We start from the raw sequence: 15,019 nt of genomic DNA on the forward strand, positions 1-15,019 counted from the left end.
ATGCTTTCATGTAGGGGCCTTTCTAGTAACCGACGGTGAAGCGTTGTTTAAGGTGCTGGGGCTTTTCCAGTTCATCGACCATCGCCACCGCATAGTCTGCCGTCGAAATGCGGCTTTCATTTTTCGCATCAAAGACCGGAGTGTCTTTGCCCAGACGGAATTTTCCCGTGCGAGGCCCTGGTTCGATCATCATGGCCGGGCTGAAGAAGGTCCAATCCAGATCATTTTGGGTGCGGATGAAGTTCAGTACTTCGCGCGTTGCACGGGCGCCGTCTTTCCATTCCGCCGGGAACTGAGGTGTGTCCACCAACTGAACCCCCGGAGAAATTTCCAAAGATCCCGCTCCGCCCACGATCAGCAGACGTTTGATACCGGCTTTTTTTGTTGCCGCCGCATAGGATTTCGCGCCAGTCACACTCATGTCAGTTCCTGGATTATAGGCACTCACAACAGCGTCCTGACCCTTCAGGATTTCAGCCAGTTTTTCCGTGTCAGTGACATCGGCTTTTTTCACCAGCAGGTTTTCGCGGGATTTGATTTTTTCCGGATTTCTGACAATGGCGGTGACTTTGTGTCCGCGGCTTAGCAGTTCTTCCAAAATGTCGGTTCCGATAAATCCAGAAGCTCCGATCAGTGCTACATTCATGGTTTTCTCCTTTGTTAAGTAACCATATTTGTTACAGTTTAATGCAAAAAAACAGAAGACCTAGTCGACCTTGTGAACCAGATCCGAAAGCTTCGTCTGCTTCAATTGATCTGCCACACAGTCATTCACTTCTGAAAACACCGGCGTCAGCAGCTTCGCCATACTGGTGCTGACAGGACATCTTGTATTGGGCCGGTTCGGGTTGAAAGCAAATACGTCGGATTCCCCCACCGCCTGATAAATGTCACGCAGGGTGATCTTCTCTGCCGGCCGGGCCAGTTCGACTCCGCCGCCTTTTCCCTGATGGCACGTCAGCAGACCCGCTTTGGAAAGCTCGGCCATCAGACGGCGCACCACCACCGGATTGGTGTTGACGCTTCCCGCCACAATATCGCTCTTCAGAAGCTCCCCCTTAGGGGCATCGTGAGCTACCAGGGTCATAATATGAGTCGCTACCGCGAATCTGCTATTAGCTGCCATACTGTAACTATATTAGTTTCATTAAAGCCCGTCAAGAGGTCATTTATCAGCCCCCGCGGTTGAGGGGCATCCCTGTTGATTTTTTACCTGGGAACTGATTATCTGTCCCATATGGAAACAAAATACTTATCAGGTTTCGGAAATCATTTTTCCACAGAAGCTCGCCCGAACTCTTTGCCTCAGGACCAGAACTCTCCACAAAAGGCCCCGGCGGGTCTTTATCCTGAACAGCTCAGCGGCACGGCCTTCACAGCCCCTCGTCATTCCAATATGTTTTCCTGGCTGTATCGCATCCGCCCGTCCGTGATGCACAAGCCTTTCGCCCCGCTGAAGGATCTGACTTCCAAAACCTTCTTCAAACCTCAGCACATCAATCCCAACCAAATGCGCTGGAATCCGCTGGCTGAAACTTCCGCGAAGCAGGATTTCGTTGAAGGCATCCGCACCGTGTGTGGCACAGGCTCTGTGCACGAACAGCGTGGTTTGAATGCGCATCTTTATTCGTTCAACAAGCCCATGGACACACGCTACTTCATGAACGCCGATGGGGATTTCCTGCTGGTTCCGCAAAAAGGCTCTTTGCATGTAAAAACCGAAATGGGCTTTATGGAAGTAGAACCGGGCGAAATCGCTCTGGTTCCCCGCGGGATGAAGTTCCAGGTGAATCCACTGAAAGAAGGCACCACTTGCACTGGGTATATCGGTGAAAACTTTGGTGCGGCTTTCAGACTGCCGGATCTGGGCCCGATTGGCGCCAACGGTTTGGCTCACCGTCGTCACTTCCTGACTCCGGTGGCGGCGTTTGAAGACAAAGAAGGAAAGTTTGAACTGGTCGGCAAATTTGCCGGTGAACTGTGGGGCGCTGAAATCGGTCACTCGCCACTGGATGTGGTGGCATGGCACGGAAACTTTGTTCCGTTCAAATATGACCTGCGCAAATTCAACACCATCAACACTGTCAGCTATGATCACCCAGATCCATCCATCTTCACCGTACTGACCTCACCAAGTGAAGTGCCGGGCACGGCGAACGTGGACTTTGCGATCTTCCCGCCGCGCTGGATGGTGGGTGAACACACCTTCCGCCCACCGTACTTCCACCGCAATTGCATGAGCGAATACATGGGTTTGATCTATGGCGAATACGACGCAAAAACCGCGGGGGGCTTTGTTCCTGGCGGCGGCAGTCTGCACAATTTCTATTCCGCGCATGGACCAGACGTAGACGCATTTGAAAAAGCCAGCAATGCGGATTTAAAGCCGCACAAGATCGAAGCCACCATGGCCTTCATGTTTGAATCCCGCTCCCCGTATATGGTGACGGACTTCGCGATGGGGAAAGATTTCCTGCAAAGCGATTATCAAAACTGCTGGCAAGGTTTCAAAAAGTACTTCAAATAAAAAAAAGCCGGGGAAACCCGGCTTTTTTTTATTTCATTCGTGCGTGGAAAATACGCGTGTCGTATTCAATCCGCACCATTCCGTTTTTTTGATACTTGTCGAACAGCGATTGCAGCTCGACTTTCATGGCCGGATAAACTTCACTGTCCGCCTGAGGCATGTATGACGAAGACAACAGACGCCCTAACAAGCCATCAAAATCCAGATCCTGATAATTGAAAATCACATGTTCGTTGTAGGCCCCCAGAAAACTTTCAATCTGGGACTGATCGATATTATTATGTCGAACCTACTTGTAGTCGGAACCGTACTTCGCAATCAGCGCTTCATAGTCCACATTAAATCCCGTGCCCGTCATCCGGCGGTCATTCCGGATCAACGCCGCCGTTCCCGGCGATTTCAAAATGCGTTTGAATTCTTTCTGAGTCGCCACCGGTTCAAACCAGTGAAAGGCCTGAGCGGCAATTACGAAATCCACGCTGTTGGCAGGCAGCCCGGTGTTTTTAGATGAACCATTCACACTGTGAAAATCAGGATAACCCACCAGGTTCTTTTCAGCAGCAGCCCGCATTTTAGCATTGGGCTCAACCCCATACACGATGTTGCCGTTCTTTAGAAAGATTTCGGTGGAAATCCCTGTTCCCGAACCCACATCGACAACCACACTTGCTGCGGTCAGCCCCAATTGGTCGGTGAAAAACTTAAGAAGTTCAGAAGGATACGAGGGTCGAAACTTGACGTAGTTATCAACCCGGTCACTAAATCGTTGAGTCGGTTTGAAATCCATACCCAGATTCTATCGCAGCGCTTCGGAAAAAGTAAGCAGGTACCTTTTAGTTAGTTATGGATTGATGATGTCCATTTTCTTTTGAATTTTAACGGGTGTCATATGGCCGTTGCCAGATTCGGTGTACCCGATCAGTTCGACCGTGGCGGTGACTTTTTCGGGGCTGCCGATTGGCAAGCCGCCACACTTGATCGGACAAGTCAGATCCAGAATTTCGTTATTGGTCATACGCACCGGAATGCCGATGGCATCCAACTGATAATCAGAATAGGTGCAGGTGTAAGAGCGAATCGAAGATTTGAATGTCACCTGAATCATGGCCGGAGCAAAGAATTCACCACTGCGGTTGGCAATACGAATCTGAGGAATATCAATGTATGGCGAAGCAATATCACGACGGTTGGATCCATCCTGATAAGCCATGCAACTGATGGACGTCGAATGAATGACGAAGGCCTCTTTTTGCACTGTCATTTCCACAGCAGCCTGAGCTGTCATTGCCAGCAGAAACACCAAAGCACTGACCGTTGATCTCATAAATCCTCCTTGAATACAAAAAGGATACGCCCTGAAGACTGTCGTCGCAAAAGTTCAGGTTTTTAAGTGATCCAGAAAATTCGGTCAGAACTTAGTCTTCAGAGGGAAGATAGACCCATTCGCCCACGCCATTTTTCAGGCAGAAAACTTTCACACGCTCTTCGAACCATGACCCCAGGTTCACCGAACGCACCGAGTGTCCGTTGATGGTTTCAGTATGATCATCAAACACATGCATGTGCCCGGACACAATCAGATCAAACGGCTTTTCCGCATAGGCCACCGGAGTGTGCTTGCGAATCATCGTGATCAGCTCACCTTCGTTGGAAACACGATAGTGTCCGCTGCGTTCGCGGCTTTTTTTGCTGGCTTTGTTCCCGATATGATCCCAGAACTTGCCCGGCAGAATATTTCCCAAAGGTTTGATGTAAGGATTGCGAATGATGCCGCGGTATTTGAGATACTTCTCATCATTCAAATTGATCAGATCCCCGTGCTCACAGCGCACACGAACTCCGTCGATCAGATAATACTGAGCCTCGACAAAAACTTCGATCCCCAGACGTTTTTGGAAGTAACCTTCCACGTGAACGTCGTGGTTTCCTTCGATGAACGTGATGCGGGCTCCGGCTTTGCGAAGATCACCCAGAGCCTGCATCAAAGGTTCGAACTTTTTGGCAAAATAAGTGTGTCCACCGACCCACAGATCGAAGATGTCCCCGAGCATGAAAAGGTGAACCTGCTGCGGATTTCCCGCCAGCAAAGAACGCAAAAAGCGCAACAGGATTTTCCCATTGCGCTCTTCAGCGGTTTTCAAGTGAATGTCGGATATGAACCAGGCTTCCACTATTCTTTATTCAGATCGAATCCCTGTTTCTTGCGGATGAATGCAGGAACTTCAAGATTCTGGCTGGAGAACGGAGAGCTCAGGACTTCGCGAGCCATGCGGCGCGCTTCTTCCAAAGACTGCTGTTCGTGATCCACGTTCATGGACAGTTGTTCCGGATTCGCGTGCTTGGATTTCAAGTCCTGGCTTTCTTTGAAAGCGCGGGCTTTAGCCAGCAGCATATCACGCGGAGACAAAGATGATTCCACTTGTGGCTGGATCGGAGTGGCAACTTCCTGTTGAACAGGAGCTTGCTGAGCCTGAACCGGCATTTGTGGCATCATGTTTTGTGCTGCCTGCTGCGCCACTTGCGGAGTCACGGCAGCTACAGGGGGAACAACCACAGTCTCAGTAACCTGAGGAGCTGCCTCTGTCTGCTGTGGTTGATGCGTAAAAGACTGAACCTGAGACTGAACCGCAGTGATCGGCGGAAGTTCAACCGCTGGCATCTGAGGCATAACAGGCATTTGTGGCATTGTCGGCATCACCGGCATTTGCGGGAACTGCGGCATTTGTGGCATCTGCGGCATCTGTGGCATTTGAGCCATCTGCTGCGGCATTTGCGGCATCTGCATGTTCATGCCACCGAAGTGAGCTGCGTTCTGGTTCAGGAAGTTCTGCATTTGATTTACCTGAGCCATGTCGTTCACAAGTTTCACATCGTGAGAATCGAAACCAGTCGCGATCACAGTCACGCGAACTTCATCACCCATGCTTTCATCGATAACCGCACCGAAGATGATTTCTGCATCTTCATGAGCCGCTTCAGTGATCAGAGTGGAAGCTTCGTTCACTTCGTACAGGGACAGGTCAGAACCACCCGTTACGTTGATGATGATGCCAGTCGCGCCATCGATCTTGACGTTTTCAAGAAGTGGAGAAGAGATCGCCGCAGTCGCCGCTTCAACCGCACGGTTGTCACCTTTGGCTGCGCCAGTACCCATGATTGCGATGCCTTTGGAGGACATAACAGTGCGGATATCGGCGAAGTCCAGATTGATAAGACCGCGGATGTTGATCAGATCAGAGATACCTTTAACAGCCTGAAGAAGAACTTCGTCCGCTTTTTTGAAGGTTTCCAGAAGCGGAGTTCTTTCCGCAGCGATGGAAAGAAGTTTCTGATTCGGGATCACGATCAGGGTGTCCACGTTTTCTTTCAGATCAGCCAGGCCGCCTTCAGCGTGCTTGCCGCGTTTTTTACCCTCGAACAGGAAAGGCTTGGTAACCACACCGATAGTCAAAGCGCCAAGTTCACGCGCAATCTTCGCGACGATCGGAGCGCCACCCGTACCAGTTCCGCCACCCATACCCGCAGTGACGAACACCATGTCCGCGCCTTCCAATTTTTCAACGATTTCATTGTAGGATTCGATCGCAGCTCTGCGACCCACATCCGGATTTGCACCCGCGCCAAGACCTTTTGTAAGATCCAGACCCAACTGGATCTTATTCGGAGACTTGCTGGCGTTCAGGGCCTGGATGTCTGTATTGGCAACGATGAACTCAACACCGTTCATGCCGGATTCGATCATGGTGGCAACCGCGTTGCTACCGCCACCGCCGACGCCCACTACTTTAATATTTGCACCGATATTGATATTTTCTTCCAACTCAAACATTTGATCCTCCCCACAGAATCATCCGCCGTCGCCGAGGCTTGGGCGAACTCAGGCTAAAAATTTTAAAAAATCTGTCCAAAAAATTCTTTGATCTTCTTGGTGATCCCGTCCAGCGATTCACCAATGTTCACTTCCTGCTGCTGTTGATGCGCCTGAAGCAGGTCTTTTCTCTGCCCCAGTGCATACTGCAACAGTCCGACAGCGGCGGAGAATTCTCCAGACTTCACCACATCCGTCAGACCACCGATTTCACGAGGAGCCCCTCTGCGAACCGGAATATCAAAGATAAATTCACCCATTTCGATCAGACCATCCAGGTTGCTTGCGCCCCCTGTAAGAACGATCCCGCCACCAAGCATTGGCATCAGGCCGCTCATACGAATGTCATTGGCAATCAGGTTCAGAGTTTCCTCTGCACGAGCTTCGATCACATCCGCAAGGTCCTTGCGAGGAATCACGCGGGATTTTCTGCCGCCAACACCTTCGACCTCAACAGTTTCATTTTCATTCACCATGGAAGCCATGGCACAGCCATGCTTCTTTTTCAGCTCTTCCGCCGCGAACTGCGGAGTTCTCAACCCCACCGCCACGTCGTGAGTGAAGTGCTGGCCACCCACTGGAATTACAGAGGAGTGAGCCACACTGCCGTTGACAAAGTAAAGGGCGTTACAAGCGCCGCCACCCATATCAACCACGCACACACCCAGATTCTTTTCATCGTTGGACATCACCGCGGTTGCGGATGCCAACTGGGAAAGAACCAGGCCTGCGATTTTCAAACCGGCTTTTTCAACACATTTTACTGTATTATTGATGGCACTCTGACCGCCGGTCACGATGTGCACATTGGCTTCCAAGCGGATGCCGGACATGCCGATAGGATCCGTAATCCCATCCTGGCCGTCGACTTTGAATTCTCTTGGAAGAACATGAAGAACAGAACGATCCGTCGGAACCGCCACTGCTTTTGCAGCTTCGATCACGCGGTCAATTTCAGAGGCGGTGACTTCGCGATTCTTGATCGCAACCATGCCCTTGGAATCAAAGGAAGAAATGTGCGAACCAGCAACACCCACCCACACTTCGGAGACGGTGTAACCGGACATCAATTCTGCTTCTTCTTTGGCTTTTCTGATGGAATCAGTCGTGGCTTCGATATTGACTACGACACCCTGACGGATCCCTGTATTGGGAGCGGTGCCCACGCCTGCGACTTCGATTTTTCCTTCGGGATTAACTGTGCCGATGACAAAAGAGACCTTGGTAGAACCAATGTCCAAGCCAGCCAATACCGGAGCTTTGGGTTTTGATGTACTCATCCTTAAGTCCTCACGGATGCCTAAACTATAAAGCTTCAGGAAAGACCACCCGTTAAAATCATTTTAAGGGGCTTCGAAAGGGGGCATCTACCCGACTTTGATCGGTCTTCCAGACTTAAGCTTAGGGATCCTTACGCAACCTGACAAGGACTTTCTTTGACAGATTCGCGTCTATGACGCGCGCGTCAAACTGGCGGGATTCGAGATAATCGACGACTTGGCTGACTCGTGCAGACTTCAAAGACACTTGGTCTTCACCCATCTTCACCTGGATTCCCGTTTTGATCATGGTCATCCAGAAGCCTTCTTTATTGTCGTAACGAATTTCAGAAATTGTTTTTCTGCTGAACGATCCTTCAGCAGGAATTTGCTCAACCACATCAACAGCCTTCTTGCGAAGTTCTGTTTTTTTCACAAAACCTTCTCCGTCAAGCAACACAACATCGGGAGCCTGCTTGCTTTCAACCGGATCCAGGAAAGTCCCGTCTTTAATGATCGGAACAAGTTTTCCACCCTTGGCCATGAACAGAAGTTTCACTTCATGCGGGCGCACGCGCACAGACAACGTCGTCGGCCAGCTTCTTTTGATGTTCAAACCTTCCACCCAGTTCAGGGCATCCACTTCACGAGACACTTTTTTAAGTTTGATATTCCAAAGAGAAACGCCCTTGTAACGGGCCAGACTTGCTTCCAGTCGATCAACGTGCGGGCGCAAAAACTGCTCCTGCCCCGCGGGTGGATTTTCAAGCACCACCTCGACTGTACGAATGTTGAAAAAGCCGTTTTCATTCAGATAAAAAAGCGTTCCCGCAAGTGCTGCAGGCAGAACAATGAATCCAAAAATAAGTTTCAAAACGAGCTTCTTCACAGTCGGAAATCCTCTGCTGTCGTGAATTTTAGATTAGCAACAAGATCGCCAACAATGAAACGCTGTCCGCAAAACAAGACCAAGGTCTTTCACTGGACCTTTGTGCACTTAGCTTTTCAAACCGCAACAAAACGAGCTTTAGTCCATATTGTTTTCGACCTCATTACCGATAGATAGCAGCGAAGGAGATTCTATGAAGTTTGGCACCAAGGTCATTTTAAACGTCGCTTTATCGTGTGTGGTCTGCACTCTGGCAGCGGTGGGAATCTCTTCTTCCAAAATTCACGAGCAGGGACGCGACCAACTGGTCGACAAATCCCAGGCGATTCTTTCCCGCCTTGAATCCATGCGTGGATACGTGGCGACCTCCGGAAATCTGAAAGAGGACTTTGCCCAGGCCGTCGGAAAATATCCGGATGGCAACCTGCCTGAAGAAGTGCGCAAACAACTGCTGCGCAAAGTTCCCATCGTCGCATCGATGGCCGTGGGTTTTGAGAATGCAGAAAAAGACGGCTACAAATTCCGGGTCTTCACCGCAGCCCCGCGCCGCGAATCCAACAAAGCCACAACCTCTGAACTGGAAATCCTGAAGCGCTTTGAAGCAGAACCTGAACTGAAAGAGATCATCACCCGGGGCGATCACGAGGTCGTGGTCTATCGTCCCGTGCGTCTGTCAGAAGCGCAAGGCTGCCTGCTGTGCCACGGAAATCCTGCCAACAGTCCCTGGGGCAACGGCAAAGACATTCTGGGTTACCCCATGGAAAACTGGAGCGACAACAAGCTTCACGGTGTGTTCGCAGTGACCTCTTCCACAGACCGTGTCGCCGAGGCCGCCAGCAACACCACCTACTCTATTTTGCTGTGGGCTTTGCTGATCACGGTCGTGATTCTGGCCGTTTCCTATGCACTGCTGCGCTCCCCTCTGGGCGCACTGCTGGAGGCGATTGCCACCCTCAACCGCGCCGGCACGCAGGTGTCGACCACCGGCAATGAAATCTTCAGCTCCAGCCAAAGCCTCAGCAATTCCGCCGTGAAGGCGGCGGCTTCCATCGAAGAAACCTCCGCTTCCACTGAAGAGGTCTCCAGCATGGTGAAAATGAATTCCCAGCACGCCTCCAAAGCCCGCGACCTGGCCCACACCGCCCAGGAAAAGGCGCGCATCGGTGAACGCGAGGTCCAGAAGCTGACGACATCCATGGATGAAATCACTTCCAGCTCAAAAAGAATCGAAGAGATCATCACGGTGATTGATGATATCGCCTTCCAGACCAATCTGCTGGCCTTGAATGCGTCTGTAGAGGCGGCCCGTGCCGGTGAACATGGCAAAGGCTTTGCTGTCGTCGCAGAGGCCGTTCGCAGCCTGGCACAACGAAGCGCCACTTCCGCCAAAGAAATTTCCAATCTGATCAACGACAGTGTTGAAAAGATTGAGTCAGGTCACGAAGTTGTTCGATCCAGTGCAGATTCATTAAAAGAAATCGTAACCACCATCGAAAAGCTGTCCGCCCTGAATACGGAAATATCCGGCGCCAGCTCAGAACAGGAACAGGGCATTCTGCAAATTAACAAGGCCTTGACCGACATGGATAAAATCACACAAGCCAACGCAGCGGCAGCCGAAGAGTGCGCTGCTGCTTCAGAAGAGCTGACGCGCCAGTCATCTGTTATGGAAGAAGCAGTCCAGCAACTGAATGTTATTATTAGCGGAAACTCAGACCAGGCCGCTTCGTGACCCAAAAATAGACAAATGATGACGGGAATCATAGACCCGCGCAGTTAAAGTGCTATCCTTCAAGACAAGGAGGATAGCATGACCACTCATTCACTTCTTATTGCCGACGAACTGGAACATAAAGACGAAGCCTCTTTGAAAAGATCCCAGGTGAACCGTCGCTTCGCCTCGGACCTGTCTGTCCGCCTGAATTGCCCGGTGTCTTTGTTGTATATCAAAACACTCAAAGACATTCCGGGACGACTGGCACTTTCCTATGCTGAAAAAGCCAAAATCATCAGCCACAAACATCATCAACTGGCCCCGGTCATGAACAACTTTGCTGTTCCCGGAAAGTTGATTGTGAAGTTCGGCTCGCCAGTGAAAGAAATCTCTGACGCCGTCAAAGACACCAACAGTGTTGAAGCTTTGATCGTCGGGTCCCGCGCACTCAAAGGGATGGACCGGTTCTTCCTGGGAAGCGTGGCCGAGGAAGTCGTGCGCAATGTGAAGCGGCCCGTTTACATCCTGGGCCCCGGCACTCAACGCGACGACTACAGCCTGCCGACCAAAAAGGACCTGCGCATCGCCATCGTCACCGATCTGACGAAAAAGTGCCGCGCCTCTGAAACCTATGGCGTCAGTCTGGCGAAACGACTGGGTGCCCACGTTGTCCTTTATCATTCCGTCGCAGAAACCTTGCGCACGGTAGAGCAATACATGTTTGCTGCTGGGGAAGCGACTCCAAGTATCGACACCATCTATACTGACATCAAAAAAGACGCCCAGAGTTCCATGGAGAAAAAACTGGAGCGTCTGCGCAGCAAGGGCATTTCCTGCGAGGGCATCATTGAGCAGGAAAAAACTCCGCTGGTGGACACCTTCCTTGCGGGACCTGCCGGCAACTGCGATCTGATCTGCATGGGTGATGAAAGCCACGGCGGACTTCTGGGCACGCTTCTGGGATCCAACCTTCGCGACATGATCGCAAAATCCCCCGTTCCTGTAATTGTTGTGAGATCTTAACAGCTCGACCTTTTATTACAAATTCATTGCCCAAGGCAGGTGCTTAGTCGCCTGCCTTTTTCTATTTCAATTTTAAACGCTCGCCGGACAAGTTATTAAGAAAGATCCCCCGCCCGGTGGAGATGGCTTCTCACATTTGTAAGGAAGATTACAGAGCTTTTGTTCGATAAGAGCCTCATTCCAATTAAACAAAATAAGGAACAAGAGGTTTCAAAGTGAAGTTCAGCACCAAAGTTATGATCAGTATTGGCACTGCTTGCGTGATCTGCACGACCGCAGCTGTGATCGTGGCATCATCCCGCATCTCGCACGAAGGCGAATCCCATCTGGTCGAAAAATCAGAAGCGATCCTTTCCCGCCTGGAAGCCGTGCGCTCTTACGTGGCTTCCCAGGGTGGATTAAAAGCCAGCATCGAAAAGGCCATCGAGGATCATCCTGATGGCAATCTTTCCAAAGAATCCAAAATGGCCATCCTGAAGCAGGTTCCCATCTTTGCCGCAATGAAAGTGGGCGCTGAAGGCGCTGAAAAGGAAGGCTATACTTTCCGCATTTTCTCGGGTGAACCGCGCAATTCGGACAATCGCGCCACTCAGGAAGAAATGGACATTCTGAAAAAATTTGAGGCCGATCCAAAATTGGAAGAGCTCACGGCAACCACCGACAATCACGTGATCGTATACCGTCCGGTGCGCCTTTCATCCAGTCAGGGGTGCATGAACTGTCACGGCTCCCCTTCCCAGTCCCCTTGGAAAAACGGCAAGGACATTCTGGGCTATCCCATGGAAGACTGGTCCGACGGTAAACTGCATGGCGGTTTCGCTGTGATTTCAAGCAAAGACAAAGTCAAAGCCGCAGCTACCGATGCCACCATGTACATCGTGCTTGTTGCCGTGGGCCTGTCGATTGTTGCCATGGGCCTGGCCTTTGTGGTGTTAAACCGCCCAATGAAGGCCCTTTCCGGCATCGCGGTGAAACTGAAAGAAACAGGCACCAGTGTCGCCCAAGCCAGCTCTGAAATCTCCAAGTCCTCTCAAGACCTCAGCAGCGCCGCCACGACGGCCGCGGCCTCCATCGAACAGACGACTTCGGCCACCGAGGAAATGTCGAGCATGATCAAGCTGAATGCCGGACACACCAACGAAGCCCGCTCACTGGCTGAAACCGCGCAGGTCAAAGCCCGCCATGGCAAAGATGAGGTCGAAAAGCTGATTCTTTCCATGGATGACATTGCGAAGAGCTCCAAGAAGATCGAAGAGATCATCTCAGTTATTGACGATATCGCCTTCCAGACCAATCTTCTGGCCCTGAATGCGGCAGTGGAAGCGGCCCGCGCCGGAGAGCAAGGCAAAGGCTTCGCCGTAGTTGCGGAGGCCGTGCGCGCACTGGCACAAAGAAGTGCCACGTCCGCCAAAGAGATCGCCACCCTGATCGAGGACAGCGTTCACAAAATTGAAAGCGGTCACGAGGTTGTTCAGGCCAGCGGCACGATGCTGAATGAAATCGTGGTGCAGATCGAAAAACTGACGGCGTTGAATATTGAAATCTCCACCGCCAGCACGGAGCAGTCCCAGGGGGTCAGCTCGATCAACATGTCCATCAATGAACTGGATCGTGTGACCCAGAACAATGCCTCGGCCGCGGGCGAATGTGCCTCGGCCGCTGAAGAGCTTGCCCAGCGATCCCAGCAGATGGATTCGATGGTTCAGGAGCTGATCTCGGTCGTCGAAGGTCGCAAAGCCGCCTGATTTTTATCCCCCAAAAAGGGTGTCTCAAAACGAGACACCCTTTTTTCGTCTTCCCCATTTTGTCATATGCGCAAGCCATGGACGCTCCTCCTTGCCTGATTCTTAACTGGCGCTGGACAGCCCTTTGCAGTTTTTGCGGGTATGAAACTGAAATCCCTGCTCTGTCTTGGACTGCTGGTTATGCTTGGGAGCCCTTCTGTCGAAGCGGCCACCAAACGCATTTGCACAATGACCCTGAATTCCGCGGACGAAAAAGAGGCGTTGAGACAGCTTTACGCTTCCCAGGATGTCGAGATCACCGAGCTTGTTCCCACGGAAGGCAAGAACCCCCGCTGGCTGCAAAACGCCTGCGACTCCGGCATTCAATGTGACGTGCTTTTGATTTCCGGCCACTTTGGGGGCGTGTTCTTTGGGGAAGGCAACAGCACCACTCTGGATCTGAAGGAAATCGAAAGGCTGAGCTGCGAAAACTCCTGCCCGGGGATTTTAAGCAAACCCAAAGACGTCTTCCTGATGGGCTGCAACACCCTTTCCAGCAAAACCCCGGACAAACGCTCGATTGAAGAGTACGTGGAAGTTCTGATCAAGAACGGATTTCCCCGTGACCTTGCTGAACGCGTGGCTTTTTCCCGCTATTCCGAATACGGGATGAGCATCAGTCAGATCTTTTCTTCGGCCTTTAACAACGTCGAGCGCCTGCATGGTTTCACCAGCACCGGACCCATGGGAAAAGTCGCAGGCCCCCTGTTGAAGAAAGCCCTGCGCGACACCAGCGCACAGACTCTGTTCAGCAAAGGCCCGGATACAAAAAAGCTGAATCAGCTTTTTGCCGGAATGAGCTATCGCATCGTCGCACCTAAAACCGAGTCCGATCCAAACTACAAGGCCCTGACCTGCAACGCGTATTCTGAAAGCATCAACGAAAACCGTGAAGCCATCCATTTCCTGGCCAAAAAACTGCATCTGAAGAAATACTATGAACCTCTTTTGGAAGCGACCCAGAATCCGCTGTTCATGGCGCTGCTGCAGGACACTTTGCGTGCTTCGGCTGAAGCCACCCGCAACTTTGAAAACTTCTTCCTGCAAATCGGCTCTGCGCGCTCTTTGCCACTGAAAATGAAAATGCAATTCCTGGATCTGCAAGCGCAATTGGGGCTTCTCCCGGATATGGTGAAAGCTGAACAGCAGGAACGCCTGATCCGTCAGCGACTGGGGGACGGTTTGAACTTTATCGTGACTGACCAGTTCTGCGCCATGAAGGATCTGCTGAAGACCACCGAGCTGAAAGCCAGTTGGCTGCAATATACTTCCGATGCATGGCAATTCATCCCGCGCCTGTCCCAATGCTTCGGAAGCTATGACATGGGCATCGAAGGCCTTCTGAAAGAGATGATGTACAGCAACGAATCCCCGATTCGTCGCGAAGCTTTGCGCGCGCTCAAGGGCCGTTTGTATTCCCACGATTTCAGTCAGTTGCTGAAAGCCTCGGCCCAGTGGCCACAACGCGACCGTCTGGACATGAGCTACAGCATCGGCCTGAAGGCGCCAACAGAAATGCTGCCGCAAATGGTGGAAACATGTTTGCAGAAAGCGGCTTCCGGTGACAACGCTGAATCCCGCGATGGCTATCGCTGGTATTGTTACAACCAGTTTGAACCGCTGATTGACAATCCTTTGAAATGTCATCTTTTCGCCCGCCGTTTTGAAACACAAAGTGTGACCGGCGTCGACTGGAATTGTTTGACCCGATTTAACCACGATATCCACCTGGGGTCGTGTCTTGAAGCGGCCGATCGCAATGCCGATGTAGAGAGTTCCGACAATGTTCGTTGGTACTGCTGGTCCAAATTGTCTGAACAAAAACAATTGAGCCGGTCCGAATGTCTTGCTTTGGCCTCTTCAATGAAAATTCAAGGCAACCGCTTCAAAGCCAACTGGAATTGCATGAATCGTATCGCAAATTGACCCGAAGGCCTGCGGGGTTTACAACGTAA

At 51.4% G+C, this 15,019-nt stretch carries 14 protein-coding genes and 1 pseudogene; 6 read left to right on the plus strand and 9 right to left on the minus strand.

Annotation, left to right across the window (positions count from 1 at the left end):
* Nucleotides 1-22: 22 nt before the first annotated feature.
* Both ACZ520_RS15130 and ACZ520_RS15135 read right to left on the minus strand, forming a co-directional pair.
* Nucleotides 23-646: an NAD(P)-dependent oxidoreductase gene (locus tag ACZ520_RS15130; protein WP_464126350.1), complete on the minus strand. Its 624-nt coding sequence runs from the start codon at nucleotides 644-646 to the stop codon at nucleotides 23-25.
* Nucleotides 647-706: 60 nt separating this feature from the next.
* Complete coding sequence (locus ACZ520_RS15135; protein WP_088564309.1) at nucleotides 707-1,126, minus strand: Rrf2 family transcriptional regulator; 420 nt, start codon at nucleotides 1,124-1,126, stop codon at nucleotides 707-709.
* 111 nt (nucleotides 1,127-1,237) lie between these two features.
* Between ACZ520_RS15135 and hmgA the strand changes: the two genes are divergently transcribed.
* A complete protein-coding gene (gene hmgA / locus ACZ520_RS15140) occupies nucleotides 1,238-2,527 on the plus strand; it encodes a homogentisate 1,2-dioxygenase (protein WP_464126352.1) in 1,290 nt (429 codons plus the stop codon).
* Nucleotides 2,528-2,555: 28 nt separating this feature from the next.
* Here the strand turns inward: hmgA and ACZ520_RS15145 are convergent, their stop codons facing one another.
* The 7 genes from ACZ520_RS15145 to ACZ520_RS15175 form a co-directional block, all read right to left on the minus strand.
* The gene (locus ACZ520_RS15145) at nucleotides 2,556-2,753 is read right to left on the minus strand and encodes a hypothetical protein (RefSeq protein WP_464126354.1); all 198 of its coding nucleotides are present in this window, start codon (nucleotides 2,751-2,753) and stop codon (nucleotides 2,556-2,558) included.
* A gap of 63 nt (nucleotides 2,754-2,816) precedes the next feature.
* The gene (locus ACZ520_RS15150; RefSeq protein ID WP_464126356.1) at nucleotides 2,817-3,314 is read right to left on the minus strand and encodes a class I SAM-dependent methyltransferase; all 498 of its coding nucleotides are present in this window, start codon (nucleotides 3,312-3,314) and stop codon (nucleotides 2,817-2,819) included.
* 54 nt (nucleotides 3,315-3,368) lie between these two features.
* A complete protein-coding gene (locus ACZ520_RS15155) occupies nucleotides 3,369-3,851 on the minus strand; it encodes a hypothetical protein (RefSeq protein WP_464126358.1) in 483 nt (160 codons plus the stop codon).
* Nucleotides 3,852-3,942: 91 nt separating this feature from the next.
* Entirely contained in the window at nucleotides 3,943-4,698 is a 756-nt protein-coding gene (locus ACZ520_RS15160; protein WP_464126360.1) for a UDP-2,3-diacylglucosamine diphosphatase, read from the minus strand.
* The gene (gene ftsZ / locus ACZ520_RS15165) at nucleotides 4,698-6,356 is read right to left on the minus strand and encodes a cell division protein FtsZ (RefSeq protein WP_088564304.1); all 1,659 of its coding nucleotides are present in this window, start codon (nucleotides 6,354-6,356) and stop codon (nucleotides 4,698-4,700) included. The genes ACZ520_RS15160 and ftsZ overlap by 1 nt, the downstream gene beginning before the upstream one ends.
* Nucleotides 6,357-6,418: 62 nt before the next feature.
* Nucleotides 6,419-7,675: a cell division protein FtsA gene (gene ftsA, locus ACZ520_RS15170; protein ID WP_088564303.1), complete on the minus strand. Its 1,257-nt coding sequence runs from the start codon at nucleotides 7,673-7,675 to the stop codon at nucleotides 6,419-6,421.
* A gap of 121 nt (nucleotides 7,676-7,796) precedes the next feature.
* Nucleotides 7,797-8,543, minus strand: a complete 747-nt coding sequence (locus ACZ520_RS15175; protein WP_088564302.1) for a cell division protein FtsQ/DivIB — start codon at nucleotides 8,541-8,543, stop codon at nucleotides 7,797-7,799.
* Nucleotides 8,544-8,736: 193 nt separating this feature from the next.
* Here ACZ520_RS15175 and ACZ520_RS15180 point away from each other — a divergent pair, with 193 nt between their 5' ends.
* The 5 genes and pseudogenes from ACZ520_RS15180 to ACZ520_RS15200 all read left to right on the plus strand — a co-directional run bounded on the left by ACZ520_RS15180 (nucleotide 8,737) and on the right by ACZ520_RS15200 (nucleotide 14,990).
* Nucleotides 8,737-10,275: a methyl-accepting chemotaxis protein gene (locus ACZ520_RS15180; protein ID WP_464126363.1), complete on the plus strand. Its 1,539-nt coding sequence runs from the start codon at nucleotides 8,737-8,739 to the stop codon at nucleotides 10,273-10,275.
* Between the two features lie 78 nt (nucleotides 10,276-10,353).
* The gene (locus tag ACZ520_RS15185) at nucleotides 10,354-11,280 is read left to right on the plus strand and encodes a universal stress protein (protein ID WP_088564300.1); all 927 of its coding nucleotides are present in this window, start codon (nucleotides 10,354-10,356) and stop codon (nucleotides 11,278-11,280) included.
* A 236-nt stretch (nucleotides 11,281-11,516) separates the two neighbouring features.
* Nucleotides 11,517-12,095 (plus strand): annotated as a pseudogene (locus ACZ520_RS15190) (Tll0287-like domain-containing protein); the annotation flags it as partial.
* Between the two features lie 294 nt (nucleotides 12,096-12,389).
* Nucleotides 12,390-13,025, plus strand: a complete 636-nt coding sequence (locus ACZ520_RS15195) for a methyl-accepting chemotaxis protein (RefSeq protein WP_464128431.1) — start codon at nucleotides 12,390-12,392, stop codon at nucleotides 13,023-13,025.
* Nucleotides 13,026-13,166: 141 nt separating this feature from the next.
* On the plus strand, nucleotides 13,167-14,990 hold the full coding sequence (locus ACZ520_RS15200; RefSeq protein ID WP_417868270.1) for a hypothetical protein: 1,824 nt from the start codon (nucleotides 13,167-13,169) through the stop codon (nucleotides 14,988-14,990).
* Nucleotides 14,991-15,019 lie beyond the last annotated feature (29 nt).

Source organism: Bdellovibrio sp. BIS2, from assembly GCF_055398295.1.